19 protein-coding genes are annotated in these 13,199 nt (G+C 68.2%); 7 read left to right on the top strand and 12 right to left on the bottom strand.

Annotated elements, in window-relative coordinates; translation table 11 throughout:
- Positions 1-103: 103 nt before the first annotated feature.
- On the bottom strand, positions 104-682 hold the full coding sequence (locus ACWDR4_RS48545) for an RsiG family protein (protein WP_450418434.1): 579 nt from the start codon (positions 680-682) through the stop codon (positions 104-106).
- 167 nt (positions 683-849) lie between these two features.
- Here ACWDR4_RS48545 and dtd point away from each other — a divergent pair, with 167 nt between their 5' ends.
- Positions 850-1,275: a D-aminoacyl-tRNA deacylase gene (gene dtd / locus ACWDR4_RS48540; protein WP_450418432.1), complete on the top strand. Its 426-nt coding sequence runs from the start codon at positions 850-852 to the stop codon at positions 1,273-1,275.
- A 204-nt stretch (positions 1,276-1,479) separates the two neighbouring features.
- The gene (locus tag ACWDR4_RS48535) at positions 1,480-2,703 is read left to right on the top strand and encodes an RNA-guided endonuclease InsQ/TnpB family protein (protein WP_450418430.1); all 1,224 of its coding nucleotides are present in this window, start codon (positions 1,480-1,482) and stop codon (positions 2,701-2,703) included.
- Positions 2,704-2,759: 56 nt separating this feature from the next.
- Here ACWDR4_RS48535 and ygfZ read toward each other — a convergent pair whose 3' ends face one another.
- On the bottom strand, positions 2,760-3,725 hold the full coding sequence (gene ygfZ / locus ACWDR4_RS48530; RefSeq protein WP_450418428.1) for a CAF17-like 4Fe-4S cluster assembly/insertion protein YgfZ: 966 nt from the start codon (positions 3,723-3,725) through the stop codon (positions 2,760-2,762).
- Between the two features lie 10 nt (positions 3,726-3,735).
- Positions 3,736-4,212 (bottom strand): Fur family transcriptional regulator, encoded by a 477-nt coding sequence (locus ACWDR4_RS48525; protein WP_450418426.1) that lies wholly within the window; start codon positions 4,210-4,212, stop codon positions 3,736-3,738.
- A gap of 266 nt (positions 4,213-4,478) precedes the next feature.
- Here ACWDR4_RS48525 and ACWDR4_RS48520 point away from each other — a divergent pair, with 266 nt between their 5' ends.
- Complete coding sequence (locus ACWDR4_RS48520; protein ID WP_450418424.1) at positions 4,479-5,822, top strand: AAA family ATPase; 1,344 nt, start codon at positions 4,479-4,481, stop codon at positions 5,820-5,822.
- 43 nt (positions 5,823-5,865) lie between these two features.
- On the top strand, positions 5,866-6,411 hold the full coding sequence (locus ACWDR4_RS48515; RefSeq protein WP_450418422.1) for an RloB family protein: 546 nt from the start codon (positions 5,866-5,868) through the stop codon (positions 6,409-6,411).
- Between the two features lie 34 nt (positions 6,412-6,445).
- Here ACWDR4_RS48515 and ACWDR4_RS48510 read toward each other — a convergent pair whose 3' ends face one another.
- On the bottom strand, positions 6,446-7,021 hold the full coding sequence (locus ACWDR4_RS48510) for an FABP family protein (protein ID WP_450418420.1): 576 nt from the start codon (positions 7,019-7,021) through the stop codon (positions 6,446-6,448).
- A gap of 254 nt (positions 7,022-7,275) precedes the next feature.
- Here ACWDR4_RS48510 and ACWDR4_RS48505 point away from each other — a divergent pair, with 254 nt between their 5' ends.
- Entirely contained in the window at positions 7,276-7,638 is a 363-nt protein-coding gene (locus ACWDR4_RS48505) for a DsrE family protein (RefSeq protein ID WP_334589777.1), read from the top strand.
- Here ACWDR4_RS48505 and ACWDR4_RS48500 read toward each other — a convergent pair.
- Together ACWDR4_RS48500 and ACWDR4_RS48495 are read right to left on the bottom strand one after the other, a co-directional pair.
- The gene (locus tag ACWDR4_RS48500) at positions 7,635-7,916 is read right to left on the bottom strand and encodes a DUF397 domain-containing protein (RefSeq protein ID WP_450418418.1); all 282 of its coding nucleotides are present in this window, start codon (positions 7,914-7,916) and stop codon (positions 7,635-7,637) included. The genes ACWDR4_RS48505 and ACWDR4_RS48500 overlap by 4 nt on opposite strands.
- Positions 7,898-8,740 carry a helix-turn-helix domain-containing protein gene (locus ACWDR4_RS48495; RefSeq protein ID WP_450418416.1) on the bottom strand — a complete coding sequence of 281 codons (843 nt, stop codon included), beginning with the start codon at positions 8,738-8,740 and terminating at the stop codon, positions 7,898-7,900. The genes ACWDR4_RS48500 and ACWDR4_RS48495 overlap by 19 nt, the downstream gene beginning before the upstream one ends.
- 175 nt (positions 8,741-8,915) lie before the next feature.
- On the opposite strand from ACWDR4_RS48495, the gene ACWDR4_RS48490 reads away from it, so the two are divergent.
- Both ACWDR4_RS48490 and ACWDR4_RS48485 read left to right on the top strand, forming a co-directional pair.
- Positions 8,916-9,311: a hypothetical protein gene (locus ACWDR4_RS48490; RefSeq protein WP_450418414.1), complete on the top strand. Its 396-nt coding sequence runs from the start codon at positions 8,916-8,918 to the stop codon at positions 9,309-9,311.
- Positions 9,308-9,565, top strand: coding sequence for a DUF7848 domain-containing protein (locus ACWDR4_RS48485; RefSeq protein ID WP_450418412.1), 258 nt, complete (start codon positions 9,308-9,310; stop codon positions 9,563-9,565). Before ACWDR4_RS48490 ends, ACWDR4_RS48485 begins: the two co-directional genes overlap by 4 nt.
- Here ACWDR4_RS48485 and ACWDR4_RS48480 read toward each other — a convergent pair.
- The 6 genes from ACWDR4_RS48480 to ACWDR4_RS48455 form a co-directional block, all read right to left on the bottom strand.
- On the bottom strand, positions 9,554-9,940 hold the full coding sequence (locus ACWDR4_RS48480) for a VOC family protein (RefSeq protein WP_450418410.1): 387 nt from the start codon (positions 9,938-9,940) through the stop codon (positions 9,554-9,556). The genes ACWDR4_RS48485 and ACWDR4_RS48480 overlap by 12 nt on opposite strands.
- Positions 9,941-9,950: 10 nt before the next feature.
- Positions 9,951-10,211, bottom strand: coding sequence for a DUF3099 domain-containing protein (locus ACWDR4_RS48475; RefSeq protein ID WP_450418408.1), 261 nt, complete (start codon positions 10,209-10,211; stop codon positions 9,951-9,953).
- Between the two features lie 89 nt (positions 10,212-10,300).
- The gene (locus tag ACWDR4_RS48470) at positions 10,301-10,588 is read right to left on the bottom strand and encodes a DUF1416 domain-containing protein (RefSeq protein ID WP_093780197.1); all 288 of its coding nucleotides are present in this window, start codon (positions 10,586-10,588) and stop codon (positions 10,301-10,303) included.
- Positions 10,589-10,658: 70 nt separating this feature from the next.
- On the bottom strand, positions 10,659-11,498 hold the full coding sequence (locus tag ACWDR4_RS48465; protein WP_450418405.1) for a sulfurtransferase: 840 nt from the start codon (positions 11,496-11,498) through the stop codon (positions 10,659-10,661).
- Positions 11,499-11,680: 182 nt separating this feature from the next.
- Positions 11,681-11,761 carry an Ms5788A family Cys-rich leader peptide gene (locus tag ACWDR4_RS48460; RefSeq protein ID WP_351335063.1) on the bottom strand — a complete coding sequence of 27 codons (81 nt, stop codon included), beginning with the start codon at positions 11,759-11,761 and terminating at the stop codon, positions 11,681-11,683.
- A gap of 232 nt (positions 11,762-11,993) precedes the next feature.
- Positions 11,994-12,740: an LmeA family phospholipid-binding protein gene (locus ACWDR4_RS48455; protein WP_450418403.1), complete on the bottom strand. Its 747-nt coding sequence runs from the start codon at positions 12,738-12,740 to the stop codon at positions 11,994-11,996.
- Positions 12,741-13,199: the final 459 nt, after the last annotated feature.

Raw genomic sequence — 13,199 nt, 5'->3', positions numbered from 1 at the left:
AAACGCCGGACGGCCTGGGTATCTCAGCCCGTCCGGCGTTTGAGGACGAGCGCGTCTTAGCGCGATACGGGGGTTCGGGGGCGGAGCCCCCGAGGAAAAGCCCTCAGATCAGCAGGTCCTCCACCTGCGCCTCGCCCTCCCGGTACCGCCGCGCGATCTCCCCGCTGCAGTCGTCCGCCGTCCGCTGCAACCCCTGCCGCCGCCGGGACACCTGCTGCTCGTACCCCACCAGCCTCCCCATCGCCGCCGTGAGCTCCGGATCCGTACGCGCGTCCAGATCCGACAGCTCGACCTCGGCGAGCATCTCCGCCGCCAGCCGCCCGTACTCCTCGCTGTGCGGCGTCCCGAGCGTCACATGCCGTGCCGACGACCGCTGCCGCGCCGGCGCGTCCGTCAGGATCTCCGACAGCCGCTCGACGACCGACCCCTCCCCCACCGCGACCACGGACGTGGGCCCGCGCCGCGCCAGTTCCGCGCGCAGGATGTCGATGCGCCCCTGCAGCAGCCGCCGTACGTAACTGAGGTCCGCCTCGTCCCGCTGGGCGTCCCGGCGCAGGGCGCGCAGCTCGGTCAGCCGCAGCACGGTGAGATCGTGCGCGGGCGGATCGGCGGCCAGCAACGAACCGATCGAAGTAGCGGGAGCGGCGGCCGTATGAGGCCGCCCGGTACTCGGTGTGCTCATGTGCCTCTACCGTCCCCTCGACAGGCGAATGGGAGCATCGTGCCACCCCAAGTGGCCGCTATGTGACCGAGTGCCCCCGAACGGCCCCAGATAGGGGCTTAAGGATCAAAAAGAATCCCTCAACGGGCCCTGCGCGACCCGTCGGGACGGCACGGCATGATGGGCGCATGCGTGCAGTGGTGCAGAGGGTGGACGGCGCGAGTGTCGTCGTGGACGGGGAAGTGACCGGAGAGATCACGGGCGAGGGCCTGTGCGTCCTCGTCGGGGTCACGCACGAGGACACGAAGGAGAAGGCGGCCCAACTGGCCCGCAAACTCTGGTCGGTCCGCATGCTCGCGGACGAGAAGTCCTGCTCCGACATCGACGCCCCGCTGCTCGTCATCAGCCAGTTCACCCTGTACGGCGACGCCCGCAAGGGCCGCCGCCCGACCTGGAACGCGGCAGCCCCCGGCGACATCGCCGAACCCCTCGTCGACGAGGTGGTCGCCCAACTCCGTTCCCTGGGCGCGACGGTGGCGACGGGCCGGTTCGGCGCCCAGATGCGGGTGAGCCTGACGAACGACGGCCCGTTCACGGTCCTGATCGAGATGTAGGAGCAGTCAGCAGTCGTACGGCTGCTACCGGGATTCATTCGCAGTACTCCGGGGTTCACCCCGGGGGTGAAGTGAATCTCATGCCTGCGACGCGGAGTGTCGCGGTGTCGTTCCGGCGGAGCCAGGCTGTGCTGCGGTGACGGTGACGGTTCGCTCGTATGTTCCCGGTGACGGTGTCTGTTCGATCTGTCTAGTGTGATCGGCATGCAGCTCCGGTACGCCTTTCGGTTGTACCCGGATGCCGGTCAGCGCGCTGCGTTGGCGAGGGCGTTCGGTTGTGCACGTGTCGTGTACAACGACGCGGTGCGCGCCCGTGAGGACGCCCGGAAGGCGGGCAGGCCCTTCCCCAAAGCCGGTGAGCTGTCCACCCGTCTGATCACCGAGGCGAAACGGACCGTGGAGCGGTCCTGGCTTGGCGAGGTGTCCGCGGTCGTCCTGCAGCAGTCGCTGCGTGACGCCGAGACCGCCTACCGCAACTTCTTCGCCTCGCTCAAAGGCACCCGCAAGGGTACGAAGCTCGGCTCTCCCCGGTTCAAGTCCCGCAAGGACACCCGGCAGTCCATCCGCTTCACCGCCAACGCCCGCTGGCACCTCGCCGACAGCGGACGGCTGAATCTGCCGAAGATCGGGGCGGTGAAGGTGAAGTGGTCGCGCACCCTGCCCTCCACGCCCTCCTCGGTCACCGTCATCCAGGACAGCGCGGGCAGATTTTTCGCCTCGTTCGTCATCGACACCGACCCCACCACCGACGCCGCCCGCATGCCCGAGTCCGACCGGAGCATCGGCATCGACCTCGGCCTCACCCACTTCGCCGTCCTGTCCACCGGGGAGAAGATCGACTCACCCCGGTTCCTGCGCCGCGCGGAGAAGAAACTCAAGAAGGCTCAGAAGGACCTGTCCCGCAAACAGAAAGGGTCCAAGAACCGCGAGAAGGCCCGCCTCAAGGTCGCCCGCGCCCACGCCAAGGTCACCGACGCCCGCAAAGAGTTCCACCACCAGCTCTCCACCCGGCTGATCTCCGAGAACCAAGGAATCGCCGTCGAGAGCCTGTCGGTGACGGGACTGGCGCGCACCAGGCTGGCCAAGTCCGTCCACGACGCCGGATGGACGGCGTTCGTGAACATGCTGGAATACAAGGCGCAACGGTACGGGCGCACCCTGGTGAAGATCGGCCGGTTCGAGCCGACCTCCCAGGTCTGCTCCACCTGCGGCGTCAAAGACGGACCCAAACCCCTCAACGTCCGGGAATGGACCTGTACCGCCTGCGGCACCGTCCACAACCGGGACCACAACGCCGCGATCAACGTGAAGACGGCCGCCGGACTGGCGGTATCAGCCTGCGGAGCGCCGGTAGGACCAGAACCCGTTCTGGCACAGCGCGAAGAAACAGGAAGCCACGGATTCCCGACCGAACCTCGTGCCGCGTAGCGGCACAGCAACGATCGAGAAGGCCAGAATCCTCGGGCTTCAGCCCGAGGAGCAAGTCAAGGCTCGACCACTACCTCCTGCGCCGCCGCCGTGTTGTCGGCGACCAGGCGCGCGTCCACCGCCACGTTCCGCTTCACCAGCGCGAGCGCGACCGGTCCCAGCTCGTGATGGCGTACGGATGTCGTGATGAACCCGATCTTGCGGCCGTCGGGCCCGTCGTCCGCGAGGCGGAGTTCCGTGCCGGCCGGGGGCAGGTGGACCTCACTGCCGTCCAGGTGCAGGAAGACGAGCCGGCGCGGCGGCTTGCCCAGGTTCTGGACCCGGGCAACCGTCTCCTGCCCCCGGTAGCAGCCCTTCTGCAGATGCACCGCCGTGCCGATCCAGCCCAGCTCGTGCGGGATGGTCCGGTGGTCGGTCTCGAACCCGAGCCGCGGCCGGTGCTGTTCGACCCGCAGCGCCTCGTACGCCAGCAGCCCCGCCGCCGGTCCGGCCTTGGCCGCGTACGACTCCAGGTCGGCGCGCGGGAGGAAGAGGTCACGTCCGTACGCCGTCTCACGTACGGCGACACCGGCCGGGACCTCGGAGATCGCCCCCGCGGGGAGGTGGACCACCGCGAACTCGGCCGTACTGTCGGCGACTTCGACCCGGTAGAAGAACTTCATCGACTCCAGGTAGGCGATCAGCGCCTCCTGGGTGTCCGGCTCCACATGGGCCCAGGTGGTCGTGCCGTCGTCGACGAGATACAGGGCGTGCTCGATGTGACCGTGCGCCGACAGCACCAGCGCCTCGGTGGCCTCGCCCACGGGCAGGTCGCTGACGTGCTGGGTGAGCAGCAGATGCAGCCAGCTCAGCCGGTCGTCACCGGTGACGGTGATCACGCCGCGGTGGGAGAGGTCGACGAATCCGGTGCCCTCGGCGAGGGCACGCTGTTCGCGGAACAGTTCGCCGTAGTGGGCGGCGACGCCTTCGTCCACACCCTCGGCGGGGACGGCGCCGGGCAGGGACAGCAGAGGGCTCTTCATACGCACAAGCCTACGACTCGGTAGTTGAACCCTTGGCAGCCGCAGCCGCAGCCGCAGCCGTCTTCGCTGCGCAGTCCTTGCAGCGTCCGAAGATCGCGAAGTGCTTCATGTCGGTCTCGAACCCGAAGGTCTCGCGCAGCTTGGCGGTGAAGTCGGCCGCCACGGCGACATCCGTCTCGATCACGTTGTCGCAGTCGCGGCAGACGAGGTGGATGTGGTGGTGCCGGTCGGCGAGGTGGTAGGTCGGCGCACCGTGCCCTAGGTGGGCATGGCTGACCAGCCCCAGCTCCTCCAGCAGCTCCAGGGTCCGGTAGACCGTGGAGATGTTGACCCCCGACGCCGTCCTCCGCACTTCCACGAGGATGTCGTCGGGGCTCGCGTGCTCAAGGGTGTCCACGGCTTCGAGCACAAGCTGCCGCTGAGGGGTCAGCCGGTAACCGCGCTGCCGCAGATCGCTCTTCCAGTCCAGGCCTTCAGTGCTCACCACGCGGACAAGTCTAAGACCGACGGATGGAGTCACGGGCCGTCCGCAGCGTGCCGGTGGTCAGGAGGTCGGCGGGCACGACTCCGAACGCTTCCCGTCCCGTGCCCGTCGGCAAAAAAATCGACAACGGGCTGTGAATTACCCACACGAATGAGTCTTACTGGTGGACTTACGCGTTGCCAAGAGCCTGTTTGCGAGATTTACTGGCGGGTAGTTGGAATAGTGCGCGCTAAGGAACAAGGAACCAAGACAGCCGGAGGTGTGTGCCCATGCTGCTCAGTTTCCGTGTGGCGAACCACCGCTCCATCCGGCAGGAGCAACAGCTCAACCTCCACCCGGTCTACGACGACGACCGTCCCCCGGGCACCGGATGGGAAGCCGTCCCGGTCGCGGGCGTCTTCGGCGCCAATGCGTCGGGCAAGACGAACCTGCTGGACGCCCTGGAGTACATGGCACGCATGGTGGTGTCCTCGCACAGGGACGCTGAACCGGACGGCGGCATCCTTCGCCACCCGTTCCTCCTCGACGACGATGCGAAGGGTGAGCCCTCCTGGTACGTCGCCGATCTTCTGCTGGACGAAGTGCGCTACACCTATGGCTTCGCCGTCGACGACGACCGGGTAATCGAGGAGTGGCTCGACAGCTACCCGATGAACAAGAAACGCGAACTCTTCTCCCGCGAAGGCGACAGCGTCAAGCCGGGCGCCTCGCAGGACACCCGGGAACTGGGGCTCGTCGAGAGCATCACCGAACCCAATGTCCTCTTCCTGTCCCTCGCCGCACGCTCACGGCAGCGGGACTTCCGCCCCGTGTACGACTGGTTCGCGCGCCGGCTCCAGTTCCGCCGGACGAACGAAGCGCGGATGCCGTACAGGCTCTCCGCGATGCGCGCGCTGGAGGACGCCGACCGACACCCGGAGATCATGGACCTGCTGCGAGCCGCGGATCTGGGCATCGAGGGATGCGGCATGGAGCGAGTTGTCCTGGACGAGGAGAACCTGCGCCGGCAGTACGGAGGCAGGCGCATCCCCTCCCGGCTGCTGCGCGAACTGGAGGACGAGGGGCCCCGGGAAGGGGTTCGTCCCTGGGTGGGGCACCGCGGCCGCAACGGTGTCGTACAGATGGACCTGCACGACGAGTCGGCAGGCACACAGGCCTTGCTGGAGCAGGCTCCGCGTTTCCTCGCCGTCCTGCGCAGAGGTGGGACCTTCGTGGTGGACGAGATCGACGCCAGTCTCCACTCCCTGCTCACCGCCCGTCTCATCAAGCTCTTCCAGAACCCGGAGACGAACCCGCACCGCGCTCAGCTGCTCTTCACCACACACGACCCGAGTCTGCTCGGCCGTCGCGATGGCGACGACATCCTCAAACGCGACCAGGTCTGGTTCGTGGAGAAGGGTGAGTTCGGCGAGACCTCGCTGTACTCGCTCACCGATTTCAAGCCGCGCAAGGACGAGAACCGAGAGCGCCGCTACCTGGGCGGCAGCTACGGTGGCATCCCGTTCATCGACGAGAGTTTCACCGAGGCACTGCTGAGGAGGGGTGGGGGGACTGGCCAGGAAGCCGAAACCCAGCGGCAGGCCCAGGTCCAAGCGGCCCAGTCGCGAGACTGACCTGGCACGCCGCACGAACGTCAGGGACAGCGCCGACCAGTTCATGGTCGTCTGCGGCGCCGAAACCACTGAATACGACTACCTGAACGGTTTCAAGGCGCACTTCAAACGCGGGAACCTGTCGGTCAAGATCGCCAAGAAGCCAGGCTCGCCGCTCCAGGTGGTCGAGTACGCGGCCGAGCGCTGGGGCGGCGCGGGGGACGAATTCGACCAGGTCTGGTGCGTCGTCGACGTCGACGAGTATCAGGACCTGGAGCAGGCTGTGCGGTGCGCCAGGACGAAACGCATCGAACTCGCCGTCTCCAACCCGTGCTTCGAGCTGTGGCTGCTGCTGCACCACACCGACCACACGGGCTGGGTCCCGAGCTACGCCGCGCTCAAGCCGCTGCTGGACAAGTACGTCGACTCGCGCGCCGACAAGTCCGTCGACTTCGCCCGTGACTACATCCGAGACGGTCGACACCTCTGGAAGGACGCGGTGCGACGGGCCCGAACGCTGGCGGACGAGGGCACGGAGCACCTGTCGGAGCGCAATCCCTCGACCCGCATGTGGCGGCTCGCCCTCGCCATCACGGGCGAAGTGACATAAGGCCTACCGGGCGAGGCGTGCCTCGCCCGGCCTTCTACTTGAAAAAAGCGATCCCGTCGTCCGGCATGTCGTCCGGCAGGGCCTTCGCCCAGCGCTCGACGTCCTCCGGGGTGACGACCTTCTTCAGCTGCGCCGACATGTACGGGCGCAGCTCGACGTCCGGGGTCTGCTTCTCGCCGACCCACATGAGGTCGCTGTGTACGTACCCGTACAGCCGCTTGCCGCCGCTGTACGGCCCCGAGGCCGCCGTCCGTGCGACGGCGTCGGTCACGATGTCGATCTGGGGCTTCTTGGCGGCCAGCTCGCCGTACCAGACCTCGACGACACCGTCCTGGCGGACCATGACGACCTCGACCTTGCGGTCGGCGTCGATGCGCCAGTAGCCGGACTCGGACTCCAGGGGCCTGACCTTGTTGCCGTCGGCGTCCAGCACCCACGAGTGGGAGTGGTACTCCAGGAAGTCACGTCCGTCGTGCGTGAAGGTGACCTCCTGCCCGAAGTTGCACTTCTCGGAGCCCGGGAAGTCATGCACACCCGCGCCGGCCCACTTCCCGAGCAGGAAGACGAGGGGCACCAGGTCCTTGTGGAGGTCGGACGGGATCTCGATCATGAGCGGCGGTTCCTGCGATTCGTGGTGACGATGATCAGCGCTGACCCTGGTACAGCTTCTTGACCGTCAGGCCGGCGAAGGCGAGAACGCCGACGGCGACCAGAACCAGCAGAGCTTCGAAGAATGCCTCAAGCACGGGGTGCTCCTCGGACGATCGGTTGGGTGCACAAGAGCCGGGCCCAAGCTTACGCGGCCCGGAACCACCTCTCTCGGCCAGGTCGGCGCCCCGCCTCGGTCCGGCCTACCATGCGGCCATGGCGAAGAAACTCGTGATCAAGGTGACAGCGGGGGCCGATGCCCCCGAGCGCTGCTCGCAGGCGTTCACGGTGGCGGCGGTGGCCGTGGCCAGTGGGGTCGAGGTGTCGCTGTGGCTGACCGGGGAGTCGGCGTGGTTCGCGCTGCCGGGACGGGCCGCCGAGTTCGAGCTGCCCCACGCGGCCCCGCTGCCCGACCTGATCGACTCGGTCCTCGCGGCCGGCCGCCTCACGCTGTGCACACAGTGCGCGGCCCGGCGGGACATCACAGAGAAGGACGTCATCGAGGGCGTACGGATCGCGGGGGCGCAGGTGTTCGTCCAGGAGGCGATGACGGACGGTACGCAGGCCCTCGTCTACTAGAGCGAGTTGTCCCTGACAGCCCCGACGAAGGCCGACCATGCGCCGGCCGCGAGCACGAGGGCGCCTCGACCGGGGTCCTTACTGTCCCGAACGGGGACGACGGCGGGGAGGTTGGGGGCGACTTCGACGCACGCCCCGCCGTCCTGGTTGCTGTAGCTGCTCGTGCGCCAGTCGGCGGCGCTCAGGAGGTCGTCGGAGACCTCGACGCACTCGCCGCCGTCCTGGTTGCTGTAGCTGCTCGTGCGCCACGTCAAGCTGTTCAGGTCGATGGCTCGCATGAGACTTCCTCCAACATCCGCCTGATCAACTTCCGCGATTCGTCCGGCGATAGGGCCAAATCGCGTACCAGATCGTATCGGAGCTGGAGCCGTTCGACGTCTGTAGTTTCCTGGACCAGTTCGCCCGAGTATCCGGTCTCGACCCACACCACGGTGCGGCCGTCGACGCCCCGCAGGAACATGGTGTTGGTGTTCGTCAGTCCGTGGAGTCCGGCGCTCAGCGGCACTACGTGGACGGTGACGTTGTTGCGCTGTTCCATGAGCAGCAGGTGCTCCAGTTGCTGGCGCCACTTGGCGGCATCCCGCAGCGGCGTCCGCAACACGGACTCGGAGAGGATCGTACGGAACCGTGGGGCACCGTCCGCCAACAGCACCGCGCGACGGCCCACGCGCGCCTCGACCTGCACCTCCAACTCGTCCCCGTCGAGCCCGCCCGCCGCGAGCAACTCACGTGCGTAATCGGAGGTTTGGAGAACACCGGGCAGGTTGGCGGCAGCGTAGTGCCAGAGACTGACCGCCTCGGCCTCCAGCACCATGTACCGCCGATACCGTTCCCTGAACTGCGTCGGGTCGGCAACCGCCAACTCCCACAAGGTGAGTACGAGCCCACCCGTCCCGTAATGCTGGTCCAGCGCCTGAGCCACCTCCGGGCTCCCCAGCGTCGCCCCGCTCTCCAGCTTGCCGAACAACGACGCGTCCCACCCCAGTGTCTCCGCGAGCTGCCGCAGGCTCTCCCCCCGCTCGGCCCGGAGTAAGCGCAGCTCCTCCGCGAACCGTCGCCTGGGCTCCTGGCTCCGCCCGGTGATCACCCTTCTCGACGGCATCGCACTCCTCACTCCTCCTGTGGAATTTATGGAACTTGCGCCTCCAGGCGCCGAACAACCGCCGCTCAGCGGCGTTTTGGCGGCGCGGACGGGTCATGCTCACTCTGCACCCGAATACGCAGAGTAGTACAAACACCGCATTCCGTATAGAAGTTGGATGAAAGGAACGGCATCCATGGCAACCGAGCCGACGACGTCCTTCGAGCCCGGCACGCTGGTCCACGACCCGGCCACGCGCAGAGTCGGCGAGTACCGGGCCAGCGACGGCCCGTACGCGATGCTGCGCCCCGTCGGCGGCGGCCGTGAGTGGCAGGCCGACCCCGCGGCGCTCACCGCGGCCACGCCCGAGCAACGGCTGAGTGCCGGTGTACGGGCGGCCAACGAGCGTGCCGGGCGGTCCACTTGGGGCTCCGCGGACCTGGGCCGCCCGCCCCAGCCGGTGCCCGGCTGCGAGACGTGCGCCGAACTGGCCGGGCTGCGGCGGAACGCGCGGGCGGAGTCGGACGCCAGCGCGGTGACCGACGCCGACGTCCTGATGCGCAGGCATCAGCGGGCGGAGCACGACGCGTGACCCGGCGCGTCTTCCGGTACGTGGCGTACACGCTCGTGCAGGACCCCACCGCGTACCCCGAGTACGCCGCGCGCTGCGTCTCGGGCGAGGACGCGGACTGCGGGGCCGAGTCCGGTATGCGGCCGGCACCGGAGGAGGTCGAGGAGTGGCAGCGCAGGCACACGCAGGAGACCCGGCACACGCGCTATCGCCGGGTCTTCGCGGACTACGCGGTCATGGAGCCCCTGGAAGGCCCCGAAACCTCACTCGGCTGAGCCCACCCACAGGCAGAACGGGTGGCCCGACGGGTCCAGCAGGACTCGTACGTCGTCCTGGGGCTGGTACTCGTGGAGACGCGCGCCCTCGGCCACGGCCCGCTCGGTCTCCCCCGCCAGGTCGTCGACCTCGATGTCCAGGTGGAGCATCATCTGCTGGTCACCGGCGTTGCGGGTGGGCCAGACCGGCGGGACGTACGCGCGTTCGGTCTCGAAGGCCAGCGAGACACCCTGCTCGCCGGGCGGTGGGCCGATGAGCACCCAGTCGGGTTCATCGGCCCGCACGACGTACCCGAGCAGACGCACATAGAAATCGGCCAGCTCGTGCGCGTCATGCGCGTCGAGCACCACAGTGGAGATCCTCGTGGGCGACATGCCCGCCTTCCTACTGGTGTCGGCGCTTCCCGTCCAGCTCGTCCCACCACTCGTCGGACTTGGGGTCGCCGGACGGGTCGTCCCACCAGCGGTCGTCCGGGCCGCGGCGGTTGGCGGTCATCGCGGCGAGCGGCGGGATGACCATCGCCACCAGGCACATGCCGACCGCCACCGGCATCGACCACAGGCGTACGACGGCCCAGGCCAGGACGAAGAGCGTGATGCAGGTGCCCATCATGGCGAAGTACACGTGCCGACGACGTGCGTACATGCGTCCAGGGTAGGCCCGTACACAGCGCCCGTACACGGCGAAGGGCCGCACCCCGGAACCACGGGGTACGGCCCTTCGGACACCGGGTGTCAGACGGCGATCGCGACCTCGGCGAGGCCGCCCGTCTGGGCGACGACCGTGCGGTCCGCCGTGCCGCCGGGGACGAGGGCCCGGACGGTCCACGTGCCCTCGGCCGCGTAGAAGCGGAACTGTCCGGTCGCCGAGGTCGGGACCTCGGCGGTGAACTCGCCGGTCGAGTCCAGCAGGCGGACGTATCCGACCACCGGCTCGCCGTCGCGGGTCACCTGGCCCTGGATCGTGGTCTCACCGGGCTTGATCGTCGAGGCGTCCGGGCCGCCGGCCTTCGCTCCACACATGTCTTACTCCAAGAGGGGTCTGACCGGACGGCGGGAAGGCCGGAAGGCCGGTCGGGTGTACGGGGTTCGCTTACTTGTTGGCGCCGAGCTCGATCGGTACGCCGACCAGGCTGCCGTACTCGGTCCAGGAGCCGTCGTAGTTCTTGACGTTCTCCACGCCGAGCAGCTCGTGCAGGACGAACCAGGTGAGCGCGGAACGCTCACCGATGCGGCAGTACGCGATGGTGTCCTTGGCGAGGTCGACCTGCTCCTCGGCGTACAGCTCCTTCAGCTCGTCGTCCGACTTGAAGGTGCCGTCGTCGTTGGCGTTCTTCGACCACGGGATGTTGCGGGCGGACGGGACGTGGCCCGGGCGCTGCGACTGCTCCTGCGGGAGGTGGGCAGGCGCGAGCAGCTTGCCGCTGAACTCGTCGGGCGAGCGTACGTCGACCAGGTTCTGCGAGCCGATCGCGGCGACCACGTCGTCGCGGAAGGCGCGGATCGCGGTGTTCTGCGGCTTGGCCTTGTAGTCCGTGGCCGTGCGCTCCGGCACGTCCTCGACCAGCTCGCGGGCGTCCAGCTCCCACTTCTTGCGACCGCCGTCGAGCAGCTTGACGCTGTCGTGGCCGTACAGCTTGAAGTACCAGTAGGCGTACGAGGCGAACCAGTTGTTGTTGCCGCCGTAGAGGACGACCAGGGTGTCGTTGCCGATGCCCTTCGCGGAGAGGAGCTTCTCGAAGCCCTCCTGGTCGATGAAGTCACGGCGGACCGGGTCCTGGAGGTCCTTGGTCCAGTCGATCCGGATGGCGTTGCGGATGTGGTTCTTCTCGTAGGCGGACGTGTCCTCGTCCACCTCGACGATGGCGATGTCGGCGTTGTCGAGGTTGGCCTCGACCCAGTCGGCGTCGACCAGAACGTCGCTGCGGCTCATGCTGTTTCTCCTCCGGGGCAGTTGCGGCGGGGTGGTGCGTAAGCGAGGGGCACGTACGCGTCGTACGTGTTCGTACGCGGTCGTGTGCGGTCAGGCCTGCTGCGACGCGCGACGAGGGCCCTTTGGTGAAGGGCACTGGGGACGCGGGGGCAGAGTACGGCGCTGATGCCGCGCGCTCCCGCTCAGAAAGGGCGACAGAGCATGGCGGCGACGCGGCACAGGTCTACTGCCCGCCGCTTCGTGAGGTCCGCCTGTCGCTGCATAGCGTCGATCGTAGGGACGGAATGCCGGGGATGTCACCGACGTGTCGCATGGTGAGACGCGATCGTCCGCGATGTGGGATACGGGAGGGGAGGGTGCGGTGATTGCGGGGGTGCGGGCCGGGTGGTTGCGGGGTGATGGCGGGTGCGTCCGTCGCCGTATCTGCGGTACGGACACTGCCGTCTCGCCAGTTGGACGCACCTCGCTGGAGTTACGCGGCCGGCCTGACGCGTCCTACCCTGCCAGGCTGACGTTCGAACCCTTCACCTCGATGTCCACACCGGTCTTCGCCGCCTGGACCGAGTCCAGCTTGATGCCGCCGGGCAGGCCCTCGATCTTCTGTTCGAAGTCCGTCACCGTGCGCATCCTGTTGTCGGCGAGGTCGACGCCCAGGTTGGGCAGGGAGTCCGCCTTCACCTTCACCGTGTCGCCCTCGACCGTGACCGTGCTGAGTACGGAGACCGGCTCCGGCAGCTTGGTGCCGGCCACCGTCGCCTCGACCTCCACCTTGATCTTGCCGTTGCCGCCGTCCGAGAGGCCCACGACCGTGGCGGTCACCCCGGGGACCACCTCGGTGGGCTCCGACCCGGTCGTCGCCTTGGCCGCCTTCAGCAGCTCGGCGTAGGTGATGGTCGCGCTGCCGGTGGCGGTGGCCGCGGTGGCGGAGCTGTAGTCGCCGGTGAACTCGACGCCGCGCATACGGGCGTTGAGGTCGTCGATGCGGATGTCCTGGCCGGAGACTCCGGTGGCGGCCTCGTAGTCCTTGATGCCGACCTCGACGTCGTCCAGTTCACCGCCCGCGACCTGGGTGAGGAAGGGGAAGCCCTTGATCGACACGTCCGGGGTGGCGGCCAGTCCCTCGCTGGTCCTGAGGCGATCCGCGACCTCGTCCTCCGCGAAGCCGACGGCGACACGGTCGGCGATCACGAAGAGGCCGCCGAGGACGACGGCCACGATGAGGAGTATTCGGAGTGCACGCATGTTCGCGACGGTACCTGGGGGTCGGCTCCGCCGGGGGTGGGGGCGATGGTTGTAGATCGGTTGTGACAGGAGGCGGAGACGGTTTCCTCGCCCCCGCCGCCCCTACCCGTCCCATCCCTGGGGGCTGCGCCCCCAGACCCCCCTTTGTCGCGCTGAACGCGCTTGTCCTCAAACGCCGGACGGGCTGGGTGGGGGGTGCGGGCCGGTGGTGGAGTGCGGCGGGATGGGTGGGAAAAGCTCGCGTTGAACGCGCTTGCCCTCAATCGCCGGACGGGCTGGAATGCCCGGGCCGGTGCTGAAAGATCAACCCCCGGCCGGCACCATCCAGCCCGTCCGGCGTTTGAGGACAAGGCCGTTCAGGCCGACCAGTGGGGGGGGGCCCCCCCCCCCCCCCCCCCCCCCCCCCCCCGGCGCCGCCCTCAGGGAAAGGCGGCGAGACGCCTACCCCGGGAAGCCGCA

The sequence above is a fragment of the Streptomyces sp. NPDC000878 genome (assembly GCF_053599695.1).
Note: the sequence above shows the minus strand (reverse complement) of the source record. Positions and strands in the feature narration are given on the sequence as shown.

Coding starts and splice junctions, on each gene's coding strand:
- ACWDR4_RS48490 (WP_450418414.1), top strand. CDS start 8,916: ATGGCAACCGAGCCGACGACGTCCTTCGAGCCCGGCACGCTGGTCCAC.
- ACWDR4_RS48475 (WP_450418408.1), bottom strand. CDS start 10,211: ATGTACGCACGTCGTCGGCACGTGTACTTCGCCATGATGGGCACCTGC.
- ACWDR4_RS48510 (WP_450418420.1), bottom strand. CDS start 7,021: ATGATCGAGATCCCGTCCGACCTCCACAAGGACCTGGTGCCCCTCGTC.
- ACWDR4_RS48465 (WP_450418405.1), bottom strand. CDS start 11,498: ATGAGCCGCAGCGACGTTCTGGTCGACGCCGACTGGGTCGAGGCCAAC.
- ACWDR4_RS48515 (WP_450418422.1), top strand. CDS start 5,866: ATGGTCGTCTGCGGCGCCGAAACCACTGAATACGACTACCTGAACGGT.
- dtd (WP_450418432.1), top strand. CDS start 850: ATGCGTGCAGTGGTGCAGAGGGTGGACGGCGCGAGTGTCGTCGTGGAC.
- ACWDR4_RS48500 (WP_450418418.1), bottom strand. CDS start 7,916: ATGCGAGCCATCGACCTGAACAGCTTGACGTGGCGCACGAGCAGCTAC.
- ACWDR4_RS48455 (WP_450418403.1), bottom strand. CDS start 12,740: ATGCGTGCACTCCGAATACTCCTCATCGTGGCCGTCGTCCTCGGCGGC.
- ygfZ (WP_450418428.1), bottom strand. CDS start 3,725: ATGAAGAGCCCTCTGCTGTCCCTGCCCGGCGCCGTCCCCGCCGAGGGT.
- ACWDR4_RS48480 (WP_450418410.1), bottom strand. CDS start 9,940: ATGTCGCCCACGAGGATCTCCACTGTGGTGCTCGACGCGCATGACGCG.
- ACWDR4_RS48545 (WP_450418434.1), bottom strand. CDS start 682: ATGAGCACACCGAGTACCGGGCGGCCTCATACGGCCGCCGCTCCCGCT.
- ACWDR4_RS48505 (WP_334589777.1), top strand. CDS start 7,276: ATGGCGAAGAAACTCGTGATCAAGGTGACAGCGGGGGCCGATGCCCCC.
- ACWDR4_RS48470 (WP_093780197.1), bottom strand. CDS start 10,588: ATGTGTGGAGCGAAGGCCGGCGGCCCGGACGCCTCGACGATCAAGCCC.
- ACWDR4_RS48460 (WP_351335063.1), bottom strand. CDS start 11,761: ATGCAGCGACAGGCGGACCTCACGAAGCGGCGGGCAGTAGACCTGTGC.
- ACWDR4_RS48495 (WP_450418416.1), bottom strand. CDS start 8,740: ATGCCGTCGAGAAGGGTGATCACCGGGCGGAGCCAGGAGCCCAGGCGA.
- ACWDR4_RS48535 (WP_450418430.1), top strand. CDS start 1,480: ATGCAGCTCCGGTACGCCTTTCGGTTGTACCCGGATGCCGGTCAGCGC.
- ACWDR4_RS48520 (WP_450418424.1), top strand. CDS start 4,479: ATGCTGCTCAGTTTCCGTGTGGCGAACCACCGCTCCATCCGGCAGGAG.